The following is a 20,139-nucleotide window of genomic DNA, read 5'->3' as shown; positions in this document are numbered from 1 at the left end:
CGCAGTCGCGTGCGTTGGCTACGGCTACGGCTACGGCTTCGGCCGCGCCCGCGCCCGCCGAACCGGTCACGCCAACGCCAGACGCCAGTGATTCGCCGCAGGTGGCCTCGGCAGGTGAGGGCACGTCGCCCGCGCCACAGCCAAAGTCGAAGCAGGACGACACGCCGTCGCCCACGCCGCAGGTCGATACCGCTGAACTGGAGAAGATGCTGGCCCGCGCCAACGAGTACAGCGATGGCATCTCGCGCGAGGTGGACCGCCGCCTGGACAAGATGGACAAGCGCTTCAACCGCATGGCCGCCATGACCAGTGCGCAGAGTGCGATGGCCATGAACACCGCCGGCCTGAACACCTACAACCGCCTTGGCGCGGGCGTGGGCTACAGCGAGGGCGAATCGGCCATGGCGGTGGGCTACCAGCGCGTGTTGAACGACAAGGGCTCGGCCACCTTCAGCCTCAATGGTGCCTTCACCAACAGCGGTGAACGCAGCATGGGCGTGGGTGTGGGCATCGGCTGGTAAGCCGTGCAGCCCCGGCGCGGCGCGCAGAACGCTGCCCCCCGCGCCGGGGCACTTGAAAAGGAGATGGCGATGTATGGCATGTTCAGCAGGTTCATGACGTACCGGCGCTTCTACGTGTGGCGCGCGCGGTACAACTATCTGGTGCGTGGCATCACCGGGTGGATCTACGTGTACGCGATGCTGTTCCTGGGGTTGCTGTATTCCTGCTGGATCATCTGGAAGATCAGCAACCCGCCAGTGCCGCATGTGCACCCGCAGGCGGCCAAGGTGCAGGTGCGGATGTTGAGCGAGCAGGCGATCCACCGCATCGCGGTGGCGCAGAAGGGCGACGGCGTGCCGGGCGTTGCGTTCAGCACGCCGGCTGCCGTGCGCAGTGCCGCCCAGCGCTCGGCCCGCGTGCGGGAGGTCTACCTGGGCGAGGAAGCCAAGCAGCTGGAAGCGCACATGCTGGCGGATATTTCCGAGTACATCAGCGCCACGGGCGTGTGTGTGCCGTACCTGTGCTGGCAGGTGAGTGAGACGGTGTCGCGCTTGCGCGCGTCCGGCCAGCGCACGGCGCACCTGGAGGCGGTGCTGCGGCCGGTGCTGGATGCCCCGGAGGATGCGATGCCGCCGCTGGAAGGTGAGCTGGAGCGACTGCAGACCTCATGGTCTGACGCGTTCCAGGATGTGGTCTTCCACGGCTGGGTACTGAACGACGTGCAGGTGATGCACGCACAGATGATGAAGCGCTACCCCGACCGCGCGCCGATGCCGTGGATGTCGCGCTTGATGGACAAGCCGCATGACCCGCTGTACGGGTTGTGATGCGGGCACCAGCAACGCCGGGCCATGCCCGGCGATGCATCAGCCTTCGATGTACCCGGTGATCTCGGCCTCGGCCAGCAGCTGCCGCAACTGGGCGATGGAGGCCCGCCGCATCGGCTTTTCATCCACCGGTGACAGCGGGGCTTGGCGCAGGGCGTCGTAGGGCAGTACGGCCAGGTCGAAGGTCAGTTCCTCGGCACTGAAGACCCAGACCGGGACGTCCAGGCTGCGTTCGCGGTCCAGGCGCAGGCGGCGCACCCGCGATTCAGCGGGAATGCCGTGTTCGTCCAGAAAGCGGTGTACGGCTTCCGGGTCGTCGCTGTGCAGGTGCAGCTGTACCGGGCTGCTGGCATCGGCGGTGCCGTCCAGCACCGGCCCGACCAGACGCGGGGCGAACCCGTGCAGGAACTCCAGGGCGTTCACTGCGGCCTTGCGGCGGCGCTGCAGTTCGTTGCCGTGCTGCGGTCCTGAGAACAGCCGCTGGTATTCGCGCAGGGCGTCTTCGATCTCGACGTTGCGGGGCAGGGAGGCGTCGTCGTGGATGCCGAGGCGGCTGGCGGCCTTCAATTTGGCCTGGTGGTAGTCGCGGATGCCGCCCTCGGCCATGAGGCGGGCGGCTTCGTGGGCGAGGCGGTGGCGCCGCTCGCGGGTCTGGCTGGCAGCATGCTGACGTGCGCGGTGCATGCGATGACTCCCTGTTGCGACCTGTCTACAGACTAGCGCACGGATGTGACATCTGCGTGGGTATGACGGATGTTGCTGCTGAGATAGGTGCCGACCAAGGTTGGCCGCTACCGGGGCAACGCGGGCCGTTGATCCTGTAGAGCCGAGCCCATGCTCGGCTGCTCTGTCGCGTGCCCTCGGAGCCGAGCATGGGCTCGGCTCTACAAAGGCGGTGCCAACCGAGGTTGGCACTCGCCCCCACCTGCCTATTAGAAGATATCGAACGCGGCGGCGTCTGCCTGCGGGGTGTTCTGCAGGTTGAGGTCATAGTCGGTCAGGCGGTCCATGTCTTCCACCTTCACCCACTCCACCGCACCGTTCAACGTGGTCTGCACCATGCCCGCCGGGGGCTCGTTCTCGGCCAGCGGCACGTCCTTCAGCGCCACGCGCATGTAGTCGATCCAGATGGGCAGGGCGGCCTTGCCACCGTATTCGCGGTAGCCCAGCGAGCGGAAGTCGTCGCGGCCCACCCACACCGTGGTGACGTACGGGCCGCCGAATCCGGAGAACCAGGCGTCGCGGTGGTCATTGGTCGAACCGGTCTTGCCGCCCAGGTCGGCACGGCCGAGCACCTTGGCTGCCGTACCGGTACCGCGCTGGACCACGTCGCGCATCATCGACACCAGCTGGTAGGCAGTGCGGGCGTCGATCGCGCGCGGGGCGGTGCGGGCATCGGGGTTGGCCGGCGCAGCCGGGGCCTCGGTGGCCGGCGTGGCGGCAGCGGTGGCATCGGGCTTGGGCGCCGGGGCGCCGAAGTTGAAGCCGTCCACCACCTGGTTCACCGGCTGGCCATCGCTGGTGCCGGCGCAGTCGCGGCAGGCCAGGGCCGGGTTTTCCTTGAACACCAGGGTGCCGTCGCGGTCGGTCACCTGGTCGATCAGCCAGGTGTCCACGCGCGAACCGCCGTTGGCGAACACGGCATAACCGCGAGCCACCGACAGCGGGGTCAGCGAGGCGGTACCCAGCGACATGGACAGGTTCGGTGGCAGTTCCGATTCGGCAAAGCCAAATTCGCTGATGTACTTGCGGGCGTAATCCACGCCCATGCCGTCGAGCAGGCGCACCGACACCAGGTTGCGCGACTGCACCAGGGCTTCGCGCAGGCGCATCGGGCCACGGAAGCCGCCGCCGTCGTTCTGCGGGGCCCAGGTCTTGCCGCGGCGGTCGCGGAACACGACCGGGGCGTCGAGCACGATCGAGGCCGGGTTGTAGCCCTTGTCGAAGGCGGCCGCGTACACGAACGGCTTGAAGCTCGAGCCCGGCTGGCGACGGGCCTGGGTGGCGCGGTTGAACTTGTTGCCGGAGAAGCTGAAGCCACCGACCAGCGCCTTCAGCGCGCCACTGTGGGCATCCAGCGAGACCAGCGCGGATTGGCCGCGCGGGATCTGGTCCAGCAGCCACTGGCCGTCCTTGTCGCCGGCGCGTACGCGCACGATGTCGCCGCGCTGGACCAGCTTGCCGGGGGTCTTGTTGGTCCACTTGGCGGCGCCGGCCGGCAGCACGATCTCGCTGCGGTTGGCCAGCACCACAGTGGCGCTGCCGTCGGCGCCGGTGCTGGCGACGATGGCCGGCAGCAGGCCGGCCTGGCTGACGATGCCGCGCAGGTGCTCGGCCAGGGCTGCGGCGTCATCGCCGGCGCCCAGTTGCACCTGCTTTTCCACGCCGTGCCAGCCGTGGCGGTGGTCGTAGAGCAGAAGGCCATCGCGCACGGCCAGGTTGGCCGCTTCCTGCAGGGTCGAATCAATCGTCGTGGTGACGTGATAGCCCTTGTTGACGACATCACCGCCGAAGCGGGCGATCATTTCCTGGCGCACCAGCTCGGCCACGTAGGGTGCATAGACCTGCACCGGCGGCTCATGCGGGGTGGCGTGCATCGGCACGGCCTTGGCCGCGTCGGCCTCGGCCTGGGTGATGAACTTCAGGTCGGCCATGCGCTGCAGCACATAGTTGTCACGACGCTGGCGGGCGCGTTCCGGGTTGGAGATCGGGTTGCCCGAGGAGGGGAACTTGGGGATGCCGGCCAGCGAGGCCATTTCGTCCAGGTCCAGCTCGTTCAGCTTCTTGCCGTAGTAGAACTCGGCCGCTGCGGCCACGCCGTAGGCGCGGTTGCCGAAGAAGCCCTTGTTCAGGTACAGCTCGAAGATCTCGTCCTTGCTCAGCTCGGACTCGATCCTGCGGGCCAGCAGGATCTCGGCCAGCTTGCGGGTGTAGCTGTACTCGGAGCTGAGGAAGAACTGGCGGGCGACCTGCTGGGTGATGGTCGAGCCACCCGGCACGCGCTTGTCATTGGTGGTGGCCAGCAGCCAGACCGCACGGGCGATGCCCTTGTAGTCCACGCCCCCGTGTTCATAGAAGCGGGCATCCTCGGTGGCCAGGAACGCCTTCTTCAGCTTGTCCGGCACGTCCTTCATGGTGACGGGGGTGCGGCGGGTCTCGCCGAACACCGCCATCAGCTTGCCGTCGGAAGCGTAGACGTACATCGGCTCCTGCATCTCTACGTCGCGCAGGGCCTGCACGTCGGGAAGCTTGGATGATACGGCGTAGTACAGGCCGCCCACGGCGGCAGCACCAACCAGCGCCAGGACCAGCACAACAACAAAGATCCAGCGCAGCCAGCGGCGGAGACGAGTCATCGGTGTCAGATTCCGATTGCGAATTTCGTGGTCGCAGAGTATAGATTACGCAAGGTGGCGGCTGGGGCCGGCGCCGGGGGAACGCAAGGGGATCCGCCAGGGGCTGCGTGTTCATCCTGTGAGGGAGTTCACAGCAGGGCGGTTGTCATTTGCTAAAAATACGTTATTAATGCGCGGACACAGCTCTTGTGTCCAAGTGCCCGTCGGCAGGGGAGAAACCGTGGGGCTCATCCCAAAAAGTCAGTCGCCGCTCATTGGCGTCGACATCAGTTCGACTGCGGTAAAGCTGTTGCAGCTTTCCCGCAGCGGCAATCGTTTCCGCGTGGAACACTACGCCGTGGAACCATTGCCGCCGAATGCTGTGGTTGAAAAGAACATCGTCGAAGTGGAGGCGGTCGGCGAAGCCATCCGCCGTGCCATGAACCGTTCCGGAAGCAAGGCCAAGCTGGCCGCCGCCGCTGTGGCCGGTTCGGCAGTGATCACCAAGCTGATCCCGATGCCGGCCGATCTCGACGAAGCGGACATGGAAGCCCAGATCGAACTGGAAGCGGTCAACTACATCCCGTATCCGATCGAGGAAGTGAATCTGGACTTCGAGGTGATCGGTGCAATTCCGAACAACCCGGAAATGGTCCAGGTACTGCTCGCTGCCTCGCGTTCGGAAAACGTCGAGCTGCGCCAGTCCGCGCTGGAGCTGGGCGGACTGCAGGCCAAGGTGATGGACGTGGAGGCCTTCGCGGTCGAAAACGCCTTCGCCCTGGTGGCCAGCGAACTGCCGGTGTCCCACGACGGCGTGGTGGCTCTGGTCGACATCGGCGCGACCATGACCACCCTCAACGTCCTGCGCGGCGGCCGCAGCCTGTACAGCCGCGAGCAGGTGTTCGGCGGCAAGCAGCTGACCGACGAGATCATGCGCCGCTACGGCCTGAGCTACGAGGAAGCCGGTCTGGCCAAGCGCCAGGGCGGGTTGCCGGAAAGCTACGAAGTGGAAGTGCTGGAGCCGTTCAAGGAAGCCACGGTCCAGCAGATCAGCCGCCTGCTGCAGTTCTTCTATGCGGGCAGTGAATTCAACCGCGTCGACCACATCGTGCTGGCCGGCGGGTGTGCAGCCCTGGCCGGTCTGCCGGAAATGGTCGAAGAACAGCTGGGCGTGGCCACCGTGGTCGCCAACCCGCTGGCGCAGATGACCCTGGGCCCGAAGGTGCAGGCGCAGGCGCTGGCCCAGGATGCCCCCGCGCTGATGATCGCCACCGGTCTGGCACTGAGGAGCTTCGACTGATGGCACGCATCAATCTATTGCCCTGGCGCGCCGAACGGCGCAAGCAGCGCCAGCGCGAGTTCGGCGTCATGCTGGGCATGGCCGCGCTCGGTGGCCTGCTGCTCTCGCTGCTGATCTGGTTCTATTACGACATGCAGGTCAGTGGCCAGCAGGACCGCAACGCCTACCTGCAGGCCGAGATCGACAAGGTCAAGAAGCAGAACGAGGAGATCAAGCGCCTCGACGAGCAGAAGAGCCGCCTGCTGGCGCGCAAGGCCGTCATCGAGGAACTGCAGGCCAAGCGTTCGCAGATGGTCCATCTGTTCGACGCCCTGGTCCGCACCATCCCCGATGGCGTGGTGCTGACGGCCCTGACCCAGGATGGCGACATGCTCACCCTGGAAGGCCGTACCCAGTCCAACGCCCGCGTTTCGGCGTACATGCGCAACCTGGAAGTGTCCGGCTGGATGACCAACCCGGAACTGTCGATCATCCAGGCCAGCAACCCGGAGAAGGACAAGGATCTTCGCCCTGGTGGCCCGGTCGCTGACATCAAGGCCCTGCCGTACGTGTTCAAGGTGAGGGTGAAGCTGCCGGCGCAGAGCGATGAGTCGACCCTGCCTGGCCTGAATGCCGACGGCACCGTCAGCGCACCCGATGCCGCGGCTCCGGCCGTCGCACCGCTGGCCGCTGGCCCGGATGCGGCTGCACCTGCTGCTCCGGCGACACCTGGCCAGGCCCCGGCCCAGCCCGGCGCGGCACCTGCACCTGCCGCCGCTCCGGCCAAGGCTCCCGCAGCCCCGCCGGCCCCGGCCAAGACCGAAGGCACCCGCCTCGCGCAGCCGCCGCAGGCTTCCCACGCCCCGCTGACGGGGGACCGCGCATGAGCAGGAAAGTCGACCTCAAGAGCCTGGATTTCAACGACATCGGCAACTGGCCGCGGAATGCGAAGATCGTGTTCTGTGCGCTCATTGCCCTGGTCATCATGTTCGTCGCCTACATGCTGCTGATCAGCGGCAAGCGCGAGGAACTGGCCGGTCTGGAATCGCAGGAAGCCACGCTGCGCCAGCAGTTCAGCACCGAACAGGCACGTGCGGTGAACCTGGAACCGCTCAAGCAGCAGCTGGCGCAGATGGAACAGGTGCTGCAGCAGATGCTGCGGCAGTTGCCCAGCAAGACCGAGATGCCGGACCTGATCATCGACATCTCGCAGACCGCGCTGTCCAGCGGCCTGACCAACCAGCTGTTCGAGCCGGAGCAGGAGCAGATCAAGGAGTTCTACGCCGAAAAGCCGATCAAGCTGAAGATGGTGGGCAGCTACCACCAGTTCGGCGCGTTCGTCAGCGGCGTGGCCTCGCTGCCGCGCGTGGTCATCCTGACCATGCACGACATCAACCTGAAGCCTGCCGACAAGGCCAATGGCAGTGTGCGCACCGGCGCGCTGGAGCTGTCCGGTACGGTCAAGACCTACCGTTACCTGGATGAGTCCGAGATCGCCGAGCAACAGGTGGACACCGGCAAGGAGGCAAAGAAGTGATGCGTTCCTTCATTGCACGCGGTGGCATGGCCATGGCGGTGCTGCTGCTTGCCGGTTGCGGCCGCAGCGTCACCAACGGGCCAGGCGAGACCACCTCCAACCTGGAAACCTGGGTCGCCAGCGAGCGCGCACGACCGGCGCAGCCGCTTGAACCGCTGCCGGTAATGCAGCAGTTCGAGACCTTCGAATATTCGGCGCAGGGCATGCGCGATCCGTTCACCGATGCCTGGACCAACCCGCAGAACGGGGCCGGCGGCATGCGCCCGGACCCGAACCGGCGCAAGGAGCCGCTTGAAGGCTTCCCGCTGGATGCGCTGGACATGGTGGGCACCATCGGTGCAGGGGGCGGCACCGTCGCTCTGGTGATGGGGCCTGACAAGGTGACCTACCGGGTGCGCCCGGGTGGCTACCTTGGGCAGAGCGACGGGCGGGTCACCGCGGTCTACGAAGACCGCGTGGAGCTGATCGAACTTGTGCCGGACGGCGCTGGGGGCTGGCTGGAACGTCCGGCCACGCTCGCGCTCGATGATCAATGATCGTTTACTGGGGATAGCACGATGACTTTTCACCAAGCCAAGGGGCTGCGACCCATCCGGCGCTCTACCTTGAACCGCATCAGCGCGCTGGGAGTCGCGCTGATGCTGGCCTGCGCTCCGGCGCTGGCTGCCGCACCGGCTGAAAAGCCGGCCAGCACCGCCGTGGCAACGCAGGCCACCGCGCCGGCGTCGCTGTCGGTGCAGCGGATCGATTTCAAACGCGGCGATGACGGCAGCGGCCGACTGATTGTCCAGTTCGACGGCCAGGGCGCGATCCCTGACCTGCGCACGCTGGATAACAGCGTGGTGGTCGACGTCGGCAACGCGAAGCTGCCGGCCAACCTGCAGAAGCCGCTGAACGTCACCGACTTCGCCACGCCGGTCCAGCGCATTGACGCCAAGCCGTCCGGTGCCGGCACCCAGCTGGTACTGAGCACCGGTGGTGCGGTCGAGTCGCTGGCCTACCAGAGCGGCAACGAATACGTAGTGGAGATCAGCGCCCGCAAGGCGCCGGCCGCCGTCGGTGCCGTGACTGCCGGCAGCGTGACCCAGGCCGCCAAGGGCGTGCCGCAGCGTGGCTACAGCGGCAAGCCGGTCACCTTCAACTTCCAGGACGTGCCGGTGCGCACCGTGCTGCAGTTGATCGCCGAGGAATCCAACCTGAACGTGGTGGCCTCCGATTCGGTGCAGGGCAATGTCACCCTGCGTCTGGTCAACGTGCCGTGGGACCAGGCGCTGGACATCGTGCTGCGCGCCAAGGGCATGGACAAGCGCCGCGACGGCAGCGTGATCTGGGTCGCGCCGCAGGCTGAACTGGCCAAGTTCGAGCAGGAAAAGGAAGACGCACGCATCGCCATCGAGAACCGCGAGGATCTGGTGACCGATTACGTGCAGATCAACTACCACAGCGCCTCGCAGATCTTCAAAGCGCTGACCGAGGCCAAGGGCATCGGCGGCGGCGGCGGTGGCACGGGTGGCAGCAGTTCCGGCCAGGAAGAGAGTGGCTTCCTGTCCTCGCGCGGCCGCATCGTTGCCGACGAGCGCACCAACACCCTGATGATCAGCGACATTCCGAAGAAGATCGCGCGCATGCGTGAGCTGATCAACGTGATCGATCGCCCGGTTGACCAGGTGCTGATCGAAAGCCGCATCGTCATCGCCACCGATACCTTCGCCCGCGAACTGGGCGCACGGTTCGGCATCAGCGGCAGCCGTGACAACGCCTACTTCAGCGGCAACCTGGAAGCGAATGAAAAGACCCGCACTTCGCAGGTCGATACCGCGCGCGCCAACCAGACCGCCTACAACGAATGGCTGGCCGGTGGCAGCGTCGGCCCGGCACCGGTGCCGCAGGCGTCGAGCATTACCCGCGGCCTGAACTGGGCCCTGCCGGTGGCCTCCACCAGCAACCCGGGTTCGCTGGCGCTGTCCATCCTCAACGCCGGTTACCTGCTGGATGTCGAACTGTCGGCCATGCAGGAAGAGTCGCGTGGCGAAGTGATCTCCAACCCGCGCGTGGTGACCACCAACCAGCGCGAAGCCCTCATCAAGCAGGGTAAGGAAATCGGTTACGTCACCATCAGCGGCGGCGGTGCCGCCGGCGGTGCACAGACCCCGAACGTGCAGTTCAAGGAAGTGGTGCTGGAGCTGAAGGTCACCCCGACCATCACCGACGACAACCGCGTGTTCCTGAACATGGCGGTCAAGAAGGACGAAGTGCAGCGCTACATCACCCTGGCCGGCTACGGTGAAATCCCGGAAATCAACCGCCGCGAAGTCAACACCGCCGTGCTGGTGGAAGATGGCCAGACCGTGGTAATCGGTGGCGTGTACGAGTTCACCGACCGCAGCAGCGTCAGCAAGGTGCCGTTCCTGGGCGACGTGCCGTTCCTGGGCAATCTGTTCAAGAACCGTGGCCGCAACAAGGACAAGGCCGAACTGCTGGTGTTCGTGACCCCGAAGGTGCTGCGCGTGGCCAAGAAGAGCTGAGCCTGCCACCACCGGATGTACGAGAGGGCCGCCCTGTGCGGCCCTTTCTTTTTGTGGGTCCACGGCCTGTGTGGATGGCCATTCATGCATCCTTGATCCAATCCCCGGACCGGCCTGCGATGATGTCGGGAACCCGTGCCGCCCTGCGCCGGTCAAAGGCCCCCATGAACCTGCCACCGCCGATGCCCGAATCCGCCACTCCGCCGCCCGCGCCGACCACCTCGCAGCTGCATGCCGCGTTCACCGGTCTGCGCGATGCCCTGTCGGCCGAGATCGTCGGCCAGGCCGCGCTGGTCGAACGCCTGCTGATTGCCCTGCTGGCCGACGGCCATCTGCTGGTCGAGGGCGCCCCCGGCCTGGCCAAGACCACTGCCATCCGCGCGCTGGCTTCGCGCCTGGAAGCCGACTTCGCCCGCGTCCAGTTCACCCCGGATCTGCTGCCGGCCGACCTCACCGGCACCGAGATCTGGCGCCCGCAGGAAGGCCGCTTCGAGTTCGTGCCGGGCCCGATCTTCCATCCGATCCTGCTGGCCGACGAAATCAACCGCGCCCCGGCCAAGGTGCAGTCCGCACTGCTGGAAGCGATGGGCGAGCGCCAGGTCACCGTCGGTCGCCACACCTATGCGCTGCCGTCGCTGTTCCTGGTGATGGCCACGCAGAACCCGATCGAGCAGGAAGGCACCTTCCCGCTGCCCGAAGCGCAGCTGGACCGCTTCCTGATGCACGTGCGCATCGGCTACCCCGACCAGGCCGCCGAGTCGGAGATCCTGCGCCTGGCGCGTGACCGCGCCCGCGGCGCACTGGGCAATGCCGCGCCCGCGCCGGAAAAGCTGCCGATGCAGGTGGTGTTCGATGCCCGTCGCGAGGTGCTGGACCTGCACATGGCGCCGGCGCTGGAGCGCTACCTGATCGAGCTGGTGCTGGCCTCGCGCGACCCATCGCGCTACGACGCCGGCCTGGGCCGCCGCATTGCCTGGGGGGCCAGTCCGCGTGGTTCGATCGCGCTGGAACGTTGCGCACGGGCGCGCGCCTGGCTGGCCGGCCGTGACTTCGTCACCCCCGATGATGTGCGCGCGGTGGCCGCCGACGTCCTGCGCCACCGCGTGCTGCCCAGCTACGAGGCGACCGCCGAGGGCTGGGATGGCGAGCGCCTGGTGCAGGAACTGCTGGCCCGCGTGCCGGCGCCCTGAGCCCGCGCATGGCCGATTCATCCCCGCAGCACAGCGCCGGTGTGGCCGAAGGCGATGGCCTGCGCCCGCAGCTGGCCGAACTGGTGGCCCTGCGCCGGCTGGCGCAGCGGCCACCGCCGCCACGGCGCGGGCGCGCAGGCAACGCCGGCCAGGCCCCTTCGCCGATGCGCGGGCGCGGCATGGAGTACGCCGAATCACGCGAGTACGTGGCTGGCGATGACGCCCGGCACATCGACTGGCGGGTGACCGCGCGCACCGGGCGCGCCCACACCAAGCTGTTCCAGGCCGAGCGCGAGCGCGTCAGCCTGATCGTGGCCGACACGTCCCCCGCGCTGTATTTCGGTACCCGCGTGCGCTTCAAATCGGTGCAGGCTGCGCGCGCGGGTGCGGTGGCCGCATGGTCGGCGCAGCGTCGCGGCGACCGCATCGGAGCGCTGCGCGGCAGCGACCGCGAGCCGCCCATCGCGCCCGCCGGCGGCCCGCGTGGCGTGCTGCGCGTACTCGATGCGCTCACCCGCTGGTATGCGCAGCCGCCCGCCGATGATCTTGGCCTGGAACGCGCGCTGGACCACGCCGGCCGCGTGCTGCGCCCTGGCGCGCGCATGCTGGTGCTGGCCGACCCCCAGCAGGCCCTGCGCATCGCCCCGGCGCGCTGGAGCGCGCTGGCCCAGCACCACGATCTGAGCCTGCTGCTGCTGGTCGATCCACTTGAACTGCAGCCACCGTCGGCACCCCTGCAGTTCCTGGCCGCGCAGCAGCGCATCGGCCTGGACCTGCGCCGCAGCGAAGTGCAGGCGCACTGGCGCGCGCACTTCGTCGAACCGCTGCAGGCTCTGCGCCAGCAGCTGGCCGCCCGCCGGGTGGATGTGCAGATGCTCTCCACCGACGCGCCCAGCGATGCGTGGCTGGCCCCGGCCCCCACCGAGGTGCCGGCATGAACGCGGCCCTGCCGCTGCGCGATGTCGCATTGCCGCCGTCGCCCTCATGGTGGCCACCGGCACCGGGCTGGCTGATGCTGATCGGCGCGCTGCTGCTGGTGCTGGGTGTCGCGGCGTTCATCGGCCAGCGTCGGCGCCGTCGACGCCGTCGCTGGCTGCAGCTGTTCGACCAGGAACTGCAGGCTGCGCCGACCGCAGCGGCCGAACTCGCTGCCATCGCTGGCCTGCTGCGTCGCGCCGCGCGCGTGGCCCAGCCGGGCAGCGAAGCCTTGCATGACCACGCCTGGTGGCAGCGCATCGACCCCAAAGAAGAGTTGGCCGAGCCGCAGCGGCAACTGCTGGCCGAAGGTGCCTATCGCCCGCAGGTGGCAGCGGACGAGGTGGCCGAACTGCGACGCTGGGCGCGCGAACGGTACCTGCAGCTGCTGCAGGAGCGCCGCCGATGAATCTGCTGGCAAGTTACTGGCCCTGGCCGGACCTGCAGCTGGCCTGGCCTTTGGCGCTGCTGGCGCTGCCGGTGCCACTGCTGATGCACCTGTGGAAGCGCCGTGCCGACGCCGGTGCCGCCCTGCGCGTGCCTTACTCGCCGGGCGAACTGCAGGCCCTGGCCGGTGGCGGGCGCGTCGATGCGTCCTGGTTGCGTACGATCATCCTGTGGCTGGCCTGGGCCGCGCTGTGCGTGGCGATGGCGCGGCCGCAGCAGCTGGGCGAAGCGATCACGCCGCCGCAGCAGGGCCGGCAGATGATGCTGGCCATGGACGTGTCGGGCAGCATGAGCGAGCCGGACATGGTGCTGGGCGCGCAGGCCGTGGAGCGGCTGACCGCGGCCAAAGCGGTGCTGGCCGACTTCCTCGACCGCCGTGCGGGCGACCGCGTCGGCCTGCTGGTCTTTGGTGATCGCGCCTACACCCTCACCCCCATCACCGCCGATCTGGCCAGCGTGCGCGACCAGCTGCGCGACAGCGTGGTCGGCCTGGCCGGGCGCGAGACCGCCATCGGCGATGCCATCGCGCTGGCGGTCAAGCGCCTGCGCAGCCAGCCGGAAGGGCAGCGCGTGCTGATCCTGCTGACCGATGGCGTCAGCAATGCCGGCGTGCTGGAGCCGCTGCGCGCGGCCGAACTGGCGCGCGCGGAGGGCGTGCGCGTGCACACCGTCGCCTTTGGCAGCGATGGCAGCATGCGCCTGTTCGGCATCCCCATCGCCCATGACCGCGATCCGGTGGATGAGGCCACCCTGCGGAAGATCGCCGAAATGACCGGCGGCCGCTTCTTCCGCGCCCGCGATACCGATGAACTGGCCGGCATCTACGCCGAGCTGGACCGGCTGGAGCCGATCGCGGCGAAAGGCCCGAGCCTGCGCCCGCGCGACGAACGCTACGCGTGGCCGCTGGCGCTGGCGATGCTGCTGGGCGTACTGGCCTGGCTGTGGCCGGAGCGCCGCCGATGAGCGCTTCGCTGATGCAGGCCCTGCACGCCGCCATTCCCGATTGGAACGCACTGCACTTCCTGCGGCCGGACTGGCTGTGGGCGTTGCTGGTGCTGCCGCTGATCATCATTGCCACGTTGTACCGGCAACGCCGCAGTGACGCGTGGCGGCAGGCGGTCGATGCGCACCTGCTGTCGCACCTGCTGGCAGCAGGCGGGCCGCGCCGGGCGCGGCTGCCCTGGGCCATCCTGCTGGGCTGGACGCTGGCCGTGCTGGCCCTGGCCGGACCGAGCTGGCGCCAGCAGGCGCAGCCGATGTACCAGGCGGGCACGCCGCTGGTGGTGGTGCTGGATCTGTCCAGCCGCATCACCGCCACCGACCTGCCGCCGTCGCGGCTGCTGCAGGCGCGGGCCAAGATCGGTGCGCTGCTGCGTGCGCGCCAGGGCGGCCAGGTCGCCTTGGTGGTGTATGCCGATGATGCCTATACCGTGGCACCGTTGACCGATGACATCGCCAACGTCGCGCTGTACCTGGACGCGCTGGCACCGGATGTGATGCCGCGCGATGGGCAGCATGCCGACCGCGGCATCGACTGGGCCACCCAGCTGCTGCGCCAGACCGGCACCCTGCGCGGGCGCATCCTGCTGATCAGCGACCATGCCGATGCGGCGGCGGCACGGGCGGCCACGCAGGCGCGCAGCCTGGGCCTGCAGGTGTCGGTGCTGGGACTGGGCACGCCCATCGGTGCCGCTTACCGCGATGGCAGCGGGCAGATCGCCCAGGCCGCGCTGGATGAAGGCAGCCTGCGCACGGTGGCCAGTGCCGGGGGGGGCCGCTACGCACGCATCGCCGCCGATGACCGCGACCTGCGTGCGCTGGACGTGCTCGATGCCAGTGATGGCACCGCACGGCAGGGGCCGGGGCAGGGCACGCGGTGGCAGGATGAAGGCTACTGGCTGCTGCCGCCGGTGATGCTGCTGGCGCTGCTCGCGTTCCGTCGACGCGCGGTGCTGGCCGCGGTGCTGGCGGTGGGCCTGCTGCCGCTGGCTGGCAACCTGCAGGCGCAGCCGCGCAGCGCGCCGGCGAAAGAAAGCGGCACGCTCTGGCAGCGCGCCGACCAGCGCGAGCACGAACGCATCGCCGAAGGCGTGCAGGCCTACCGCAACGGTGATTTCGAAACCGCCCGCGCGCGCTTCGAGGGCATCGACAGCGATACCGGGCTGTACAACCTTGGCAATGCACTGGCGCGCCAGGGCGACTACGACGGTGCCATCGCCGCCTACGACCGCGCGCTGGCCAAGCACCCGGGCATGGCAGACGCGGTGGCCAACCGCGCGGTGGTGGACGCCGCACGCAAGCGCAAGCCGCCGTCGAACAAGGACCAGAACGGGCCCTCCAACCAGGACAAGGGGCAGGGCCAGCCGCCGCAGCCGAAGCAAGGGCAGCAGCCGGGTCACCAGGGTAGACAGGGCCAGCAGGATCCCAAGCAGGGCCAGCAGGATCAACAGCCTCCACAACAGGGCAAGCCCGGCGACAACAGGAACGGCCAGGACGCCGCACCGCAGGCGGCCGACGCCAAGGCGCAGGCGCAGGCTGACGCCGAACAGCGCCAGCGCATGCAGCAGGCCATGCAGCAGTCCAAGCCGGGCGAGAAAGACACCCCAGCCACACGCGGCGACGGCCGCACCCCGCAACAGCGCGAGGAGCAGCAGGCCGTGGATGCCTGGATGCGTCGCGTGCCCGATGATCCGGGGGCGCTGCTGCGGACCAAGTTCCAGCTGGAAAACGAACGCAGAAAGAGGGAAGGGCGATGATCGGCGTGCCGCGCAGGACATTCCACGTGACGGTGCTGCTGGTGTTGCTGCTGGCGGGCTGGCCATTGGCCGCGCTGGCGCAGACCCGTGCATGGCTGGACCCGGCCAGCACGACGGTGGGCGAGCCGGTCAGCCTGCAGGTGGAAACCGACCAGGGCAGCCCGGACTACGCGCCGTTGAACGCGGATTTCGTGGTCGGTGCACAGAGCAGCAGCCGCCAGGTGCAGTGGAGCAACGGCAGCATGCAGCAGCGCAACGTCTACACGGTGGAGCTGACGCCGCGCCGCAGCGGTACGCTGCTGGTGCCCTCGCTGCAGGTCGGCAGCGTGCGCACCGAACCGCTGCAGCTGCAGGTGGGTACCGGCACAGTGGGCACGGCACAGAGCAATGCCGCCGCCTTCGTCGAAACCGAGGTGGATGATGCCCGGCCTTACGTACAGCAGAGCGTGGGCGTGGTGGTGCGCCTGTACTTCGCCTCGCAGCTGGCTTCCGGCGAGCTGGTGCTGGATACGCCGGAGGGCGCATCGCTGCAGCGGGTGGGCGATGACCGTACCGACGTCCGCCAGGTCAATGGCCGCCGTTACAACGTGGTGGAACGGCGTTTCCTGTTGATTCCCGAACGCAGCGGCCCGCTGCGCCTGCCCGGTGCGCGCTTCAACGGGCGCACCGCAGGTGGATTCTTCGATGACTTCTTTGGCAATGGCGGCGACGGTCGGATGAATGCCGTGGCCCCCGAGCGCACCCTGCAGGTGCGTGCGCAACCGGCGCAGGCACCGCAGCCGTGGCTGCCCCTGCACGACCTGCAACTGCGATATACCACCGCACCGGACAGTGCACGGGCCGGCGAAGCGGCCACCGTGGTGGTGGAAGCCGTGGCCAACGGTGCAACCCGTGCCCAGTTCACCGATCTGCCGGTACCGGACGTGGGCGATGCCGGCCAGGTCTTTGCCGAAGCCGCCCAGTACGATGAGACGTTCACGGGCAGCGCGCCGCGATTGAAGATCACCCGGCGCTACTCGATCGTGCCGCGCCAGGCCGGGACACTGGTGGTGCCGGGGCCGAAGATGTCGTGGTGGAACGTGGACCGTGGCGCCGCCGAGCAGGCCACGCTGCCGGACCTGACCCTGACGGTAGCCGCCGGGCGTGGTGGCCCGGCGGTCCCTCAGCCCATCGATACCGAGGCCGCACTGCCCGGTGACGATGCGCAGCCGGACACGCCAGCCTCATCAGTGCCGCTGGGTACGGCAGAAACGCGCCCGTGGCCGTGGATCGCTGCAGCTGCCGGCCTGGCCGTGCTATGGCTGCTGACCCTGGCCTGGGGCTGGCGGCGTGGCCGTCGCACACCTTCGGCCGGGTCGCCCACGCCAGCCGATGTCCGCGACACCGCCGCACCGCGCGGCAGCGTGGCCGAGCTGCGCCGGACGCTGGATGGCGAGGGCTTCGACCAGGTGCAGGCGCAGCTGTGCGCGATGGCCGGGGTGGAACGCCTGGAGGAGGTGATCGGGCGCCTGGCCGATCCGGGCCAGCGCCAGGTGCTGCTGGACCTGCAGGCCGCGCGCTGGGGGGGGCAGGGCGAGGCCTCGGCGCTGCGCGCGCGCCTTCGTGAGTGCTTCCGTGACGGGCCGCACTGGTCGACACCGGCAAAAGCCGCCGACACTGGGCTGGCGCCGCTGTATCCCACGTCGCGACGCTGAACCGGCGCGCCTTGCGCGCTTTGTTAGAGTAGATTCATTTTTCGAGGAACGCCGCGTATGACAGCAGCTGCTGCCGACAAGAAGAAGTTGCCCCTGCACTGGAAGATGGGCATCGGCTTTGCGGTCGGCCTGGTCCTGGGACTTACCGTGCATGCCATGGGCGGCAGCTTCGAGGGTCTGCAGGCCGGTGCCAAGTGGGTCATGGACTACATCACCACGCCGGCATCGGGCCTGTTCCTCAACCTGATCTTCATGCTGATCGTGCCGCTGATCTTCTCGGCGCTGATCATGGGCGTGTCGGAGATGGGCGATATCCGCGCCCTTGGCCGCATCGGCTGGAAGACCCTGGCCTACACCGTGCTGCTGTCCGGCATCGCCGTGGCCATCGGCCTGGTGCTGGTGAACGTGCTCAAGCCGGGCGTCGGCGTGGACCCGCAGACCGCCGCGTTGATGCTTTCGGAAAACGCCGAGCGCAGCAAGGAGATCGTGGCCGGCATCCATGGCACGCCCAAGGGCATGGACATGCTGCTGTCGATCGTGCCGAGCAACGTGCTGCAGGCGGCATCGGACAACGGCGCCATCCTGTCGCTGATGTTCTTCGCGTTGATGTTCGGCATCGGCATGGTGCTGACCGACGATGAGAAGGTTGCCCCGTTTCGCCGTGCCATCGAAGGCGTGTTCGAAATCTCGATGACCCTGATCAACCTGGTCATCCGCCTGGCCCCGTATGCGGTGGCCTGCTTCATGTTCAACCTGGCCGCGCTGTTCGGCTTCGAGCTGATCATCCGCCTGGGTGCCTATGTGGGCGTGGTGGTGCTGGCACTGGGCCTGCACATGGTGGTGACGTACGGTGCGGCCGTGTGGCTGTCGGGCCGTTCGCCGCTGTCGTTCTTCCGCGATACCCAGGAAGCGACGGTGATGGCGTTCTCCACCGCTTCCAGCAACGCCACCCTGCCGACCGCGCTGCGCGTGGCCGACCAGATGGGTTTGCCGCAGCGCGTGTCCCGCTTCGTGCTGACCGTGGGCGCCACCGCCAACCAGAACGGCACCGCGCTGTTCGAGGGCGTGACGGTCATCTTCCTGGCCCAGTTCTTCGGCGTGGACCTGTCCATCGGCCAGCAGGTGATGGTGATGGCGGTCTGCATCCTGGGCGGTATCGGCACCGCCGGCGTGCCCTCCGGCTCGCTGCCCGTGGTGGCGATGATCTGCGCGATGGTGGGCGTGAACCCGCTGGGTATCGGCCTGATCCTGGGCGTGAACCACTTCCTGGACATGTGCCGTACCGCGCTGAACGTGACTGGCGACCTGGCCCTGACCACCCTGGTGGCCAAGGGTGAAGCCGCCGACACCCCGGCCGAGGCCGCTGCGGCGGCCGCCCGAATCGATTCTTGACCGGTAGTGCCGGCCGCTGGCCGGCATGGCCTTGACGGGTGACGTTGACCTGACCCTGCCGGGCGTCTGTGGGACAATGACGCGCCCGCAGTTTCGCGGCCGCCTCCCGATTCCGACAGAACCATGACGCAGCCTACCCGTCGCCAGTTGGCCAACGCCATCCGCTTCCTTGCCGCTGATGCGGTTGAAACCGCAAATTCCGGCCATCCCGGCATGCCCATGGGCATGGCCGATATCGCCGAAGTGCTCTGGAACGACTATCTCCGGCACAACCCGAACAACCCGCAGTGGTTCAACCGCGACCGCTTCGTGCTGTCCAACGGCCACGGCTCGATGCTGCAGTACGCGCTGCTGCACCTGAGCGGCTACGACCTGCCGATCGAGCAGCTCAAGCAGTTCCGCCAGCTGGGCAGCCACACCGCCGGCCACCCGGAGCGCCACGAGACCCCGGGCGTGGAAACCACCACCGGCCCGCTGGGCCAGGGTTTCGCCAACGCCGTGGGCTTCGCCCTGGCCGAGAAGCTGCTGGCACAGCGCTTCAACCGCCCGGAGCTGGAGATTGTCGATCACCGCACCTGGGTGTTCATGGGCGATGGCTGCCTGATGGAAGGCGTGTCGCATGAAGCCGCCTCGCTGGCCGGCACCTGGGGCCTGCACAAGCTGGTCTGCTTCTGGGACAACAACCACATCTCCATCGACGGCAACGTCGAGGGCTGGTTCACCGACAACACCCCCGAGCGTTTCGAGGCCTACGGCTGGAACGTGGTGCGCGATGTCGATGGCCACGACCCGGAAAGCATCAAGGCCGGCATCGAGGCCGCGCTGTCGCAGAGCGACAAGCCGACCCTGATCTGCTGCCGCACCATCATCGGCTTCGGTTCGCCGAACAAGGCCGGCAAGGAATCCAGCCACGGCGCCGCGCTGGGCAAGGACGAACTGGCGGCCACCCGCAAGGCGCTGGACTGGAACTACGGCCCGTTCGAGATTCCGGAAGAGATCTACGCCGGCTGGCGCGCCGGCGGTACCGGCACCCTGCGCCAGGCCGAGTGGGAACAGCAGTTCGACAAGTACGCCGCTCAGTACCCGGCTGAAGCCGCCGAACTGACCCGTCGTTCGCATGGCGAACTGCCGGCCGACTTCGTCGCCCAGGCCGATGCCTACATCGCCAAGGTCGCCGCCGAAGGCGCCACCATCGCCTCGCGCAAGGCGTCCCAGCTGGCCATCGAAGCCTTCGCCCCGCTGCTGCCGGAAATCGTCGGTGGCTCGGCCGATCTGGCCCATTCGAACCTGACCCTGTGGAAGGGCAGCAAGTCGGTGGCCAGCGATGATGCCAACGCCAACTATGTCTACTACGGCGTGCGCGAGTTCGGCATGACCGCCATTGCCAATGGCCTGGCCCTGCATGGTGGTTTCATTCCGTTCGACGCCACCTTCCTGGTGTTCAGCGATTACGCCCGCAACGGCGTGCGCATGAGCGCGCTGATCCCGGCCCACGCCATCCACGTCTACACCCACGACTCGATCGGCCTGGGCGAAGACGGCCCGACCCACCAGCCGGTGGAGCACCTGGCCTCGCTGCGCTACATCCCGAACAACGATGTATGGCGCCCGTGCGATGCCGTCGAGGGCCGTCGATCAGGCGCACGCGCCCCTGCTTTCGGCGGTAGCGGCCCCAAGCGCG

At 68.1% G+C, this 20,139-nt stretch carries 17 protein-coding genes; 15 read left to right on the top strand and 2 right to left on the bottom strand.

Features of this window, described 5'->3' with window-relative positions; all coding sequences use genetic code 11:
* Window positions 1–521 (top strand): YadA C-terminal domain-containing protein (locus tag ACQKDV_RS11160; RefSeq protein WP_427783810.1); only part of this gene is annotated, 521 nt, incomplete at its 5' end.
* Window positions 522–599: 78 nt separating this feature from the next.
* On the top strand, window positions 600–1,328 hold the full coding sequence (locus tag ACQKDV_RS11155; protein WP_427783809.1) for a hypothetical protein: 729 nt from the start codon (window positions 600–602) through the stop codon (window positions 1,326–1,328).
* Window positions 1,329–1,367: 39 nt separating this feature from the next.
* Here ACQKDV_RS11155 and ACQKDV_RS11150 read toward each other — a convergent pair whose 3' ends face one another.
* Both ACQKDV_RS11150 and ACQKDV_RS11145 read right to left on the bottom strand, forming a co-directional pair.
* Entirely contained in the window at window positions 1,368–2,012 is a 645-nt protein-coding gene (locus ACQKDV_RS11150) for a hypothetical protein (RefSeq protein WP_427783808.1), read from the bottom strand.
* A 248-nt stretch (window positions 2,013–2,260) separates the two neighbouring features.
* A complete protein-coding gene (locus tag ACQKDV_RS11145) occupies window positions 2,261–4,684 on the bottom strand; it encodes a penicillin-binding protein 1A (RefSeq protein ID WP_427783807.1) in 2,424 nt (807 codons plus the stop codon).
* A gap of 220 nt (window positions 4,685–4,904) precedes the next feature.
* Here ACQKDV_RS11145 and ACQKDV_RS11140 point away from each other — a divergent pair, with 220 nt between their 5' ends.
* From ACQKDV_RS11140 to tkt, 13 genes are all read left to right on the top strand, one after another.
* Window positions 4,905–5,963, top strand: coding sequence for a pilus assembly protein PilM (locus ACQKDV_RS11140; RefSeq protein WP_427783806.1), 1,059 nt, complete (start codon window positions 4,905–4,907; stop codon window positions 5,961–5,963).
* Window positions 5,963–6,829 carry a PilN domain-containing protein gene (locus tag ACQKDV_RS11135; protein WP_427783805.1) on the top strand — a complete coding sequence of 289 codons (867 nt, stop codon included), beginning with the start codon at window positions 5,963–5,965 and terminating at the stop codon, window positions 6,827–6,829. The genes ACQKDV_RS11140 and ACQKDV_RS11135 overlap by 1 nt, the downstream gene beginning before the upstream one ends.
* Window positions 6,826–7,479: a type 4a pilus biogenesis protein PilO gene (locus ACQKDV_RS11130; RefSeq protein WP_427783804.1), complete on the top strand. Its 654-nt coding sequence runs from the start codon at window positions 6,826–6,828 to the stop codon at window positions 7,477–7,479. The genes ACQKDV_RS11135 and ACQKDV_RS11130 overlap by 4 nt, the downstream gene beginning before the upstream one ends.
* Window positions 7,479–8,015, top strand: coding sequence for a pilus assembly protein PilP (locus ACQKDV_RS11125; protein WP_427783803.1), 537 nt, complete (start codon window positions 7,479–7,481; stop codon window positions 8,013–8,015). The genes ACQKDV_RS11130 and ACQKDV_RS11125 overlap by 1 nt, the downstream gene beginning before the upstream one ends.
* Before the next feature lie 21 nt (window positions 8,016–8,036).
* Complete coding sequence (locus ACQKDV_RS11120) at window positions 8,037–10,004, top strand: type IV pilus secretin PilQ (RefSeq protein ID WP_427783802.1); 1,968 nt, start codon at window positions 8,037–8,039, stop codon at window positions 10,002–10,004.
* Window positions 10,005–10,168: 164 nt separating this feature from the next.
* Complete coding sequence (locus ACQKDV_RS11115) at window positions 10,169–11,194, top strand: AAA family ATPase (protein ID WP_427783801.1); 1,026 nt, start codon at window positions 10,169–10,171, stop codon at window positions 11,192–11,194.
* A gap of 8 nt (window positions 11,195–11,202) precedes the next feature.
* Window positions 11,203–12,132 carry a DUF58 domain-containing protein gene (locus ACQKDV_RS11110; RefSeq protein WP_427783800.1) on the top strand — a complete coding sequence of 310 codons (930 nt, stop codon included), beginning with the start codon at window positions 11,203–11,205 and terminating at the stop codon, window positions 12,130–12,132.
* The gene (locus ACQKDV_RS11105) at window positions 12,129–12,578 is read left to right on the top strand and encodes a DUF4381 family protein (protein WP_427783799.1); all 450 of its coding nucleotides are present in this window, start codon (window positions 12,129–12,131) and stop codon (window positions 12,576–12,578) included. Before ACQKDV_RS11110 ends, ACQKDV_RS11105 begins: the two co-directional genes overlap by 4 nt.
* Complete coding sequence (locus ACQKDV_RS11100; RefSeq protein ID WP_427783798.1) at window positions 12,575–13,579, top strand: vWA domain-containing protein; 1,005 nt, start codon at window positions 12,575–12,577, stop codon at window positions 13,577–13,579. The genes ACQKDV_RS11105 and ACQKDV_RS11100 overlap by 4 nt, the downstream gene beginning before the upstream one ends.
* A gap of 11 nt (window positions 13,580–13,590) precedes the next feature.
* Window positions 13,591–15,372: a VWA domain-containing protein gene (locus tag ACQKDV_RS11095; RefSeq protein ID WP_427783811.1), complete on the top strand. Its 1,782-nt coding sequence runs from the start codon at window positions 13,591–13,593 to the stop codon at window positions 15,370–15,372.
* Window positions 15,369–17,066, top strand: a complete 1,698-nt coding sequence (locus tag ACQKDV_RS11090; protein WP_427783797.1) for a BatD family protein — start codon at window positions 15,369–15,371, stop codon at window positions 17,064–17,066. The genes ACQKDV_RS11095 and ACQKDV_RS11090 overlap by 4 nt, the downstream gene beginning before the upstream one ends.
* Before the next feature lie 57 nt (window positions 17,067–17,123).
* The gene (locus ACQKDV_RS11085; RefSeq protein WP_427783796.1) at window positions 17,124–18,458 is read left to right on the top strand and encodes a dicarboxylate/amino acid:cation symporter; all 1,335 of its coding nucleotides are present in this window, start codon (window positions 17,124–17,126) and stop codon (window positions 18,456–18,458) included.
* 123 nt (window positions 18,459–18,581) lie between these two features.
* Window positions 18,582–20,139, top strand: a 1,558-nt coding sequence (tkt, locus tag ACQKDV_RS11080; protein WP_427783795.1) for a transketolase, incomplete at its 3' end; no start/stop codon positions are given.

The organism is Stenotrophomonas sp. NPDC077659, assembly GCF_050268705.1.
GTDB lineage: Bacteria > Pseudomonadota > Gammaproteobacteria > Xanthomonadales > Xanthomonadaceae > Stenotrophomonas.
The sequence above is the reverse complement of the archived record's forward strand: the minus strand, read 5'-3'. Positions and strand labels throughout refer to the sequence as shown.

Bases quoted from the DNA above. Each gene is read 5' to 3' on its own strand.
- ACQKDV_RS11155 (WP_427783809.1), top strand. From the start codon at position 600: ATGTTCAGCAGGTTCATGACGTACCGGCGCTTCTACGTGTGGCGCGCG.
- ACQKDV_RS11150 (WP_427783808.1), bottom strand. From the start codon at position 2,012: ATGCACCGCGCACGTCAGCATGCTGCCAGCCAGACCCGCGAGCGGCGC.
- ACQKDV_RS11120 (WP_427783802.1), top strand. From the start codon at position 8,037: ATGACTTTTCACCAAGCCAAGGGGCTGCGACCCATCCGGCGCTCTACC.
- ACQKDV_RS11135 (WP_427783805.1), top strand. From the start codon at position 5,963: ATGGCACGCATCAATCTATTGCCCTGGCGCGCCGAACGGCGCAAGCAG.
- ACQKDV_RS11095 (WP_427783811.1), top strand. From the start codon at position 13,591: ATGCAGGCCCTGCACGCCGCCATTCCCGATTGGAACGCACTGCACTTC.
- ACQKDV_RS11085 (WP_427783796.1), top strand. From the start codon at position 17,124: ATGACAGCAGCTGCTGCCGACAAGAAGAAGTTGCCCCTGCACTGGAAG.
- ACQKDV_RS11115 (WP_427783801.1), top strand. From the start codon at position 10,169: ATGAACCTGCCACCGCCGATGCCCGAATCCGCCACTCCGCCGCCCGCG.
- ACQKDV_RS11130 (WP_427783804.1), top strand. From the start codon at position 6,826: ATGAGCAGGAAAGTCGACCTCAAGAGCCTGGATTTCAACGACATCGGC.
- ACQKDV_RS11090 (WP_427783797.1), top strand. From the start codon at position 15,369: ATGATCGGCGTGCCGCGCAGGACATTCCACGTGACGGTGCTGCTGGTG.
- ACQKDV_RS11100 (WP_427783798.1), top strand. From the start codon at position 12,575: ATGAATCTGCTGGCAAGTTACTGGCCCTGGCCGGACCTGCAGCTGGCC.
- ACQKDV_RS11105 (WP_427783799.1), top strand. From the start codon at position 12,129: ATGAACGCGGCCCTGCCGCTGCGCGATGTCGCATTGCCGCCGTCGCCC.
- ACQKDV_RS11110 (WP_427783800.1), top strand. From the start codon at position 11,203: ATGGCCGATTCATCCCCGCAGCACAGCGCCGGTGTGGCCGAAGGCGAT.
- ACQKDV_RS11125 (WP_427783803.1), top strand. From the start codon at position 7,479: ATGCGTTCCTTCATTGCACGCGGTGGCATGGCCATGGCGGTGCTGCTG.
- ACQKDV_RS11145 (WP_427783807.1), bottom strand. From the start codon at position 4,684: ATGACTCGTCTCCGCCGCTGGCTGCGCTGGATCTTTGTTGTTGTGCTG.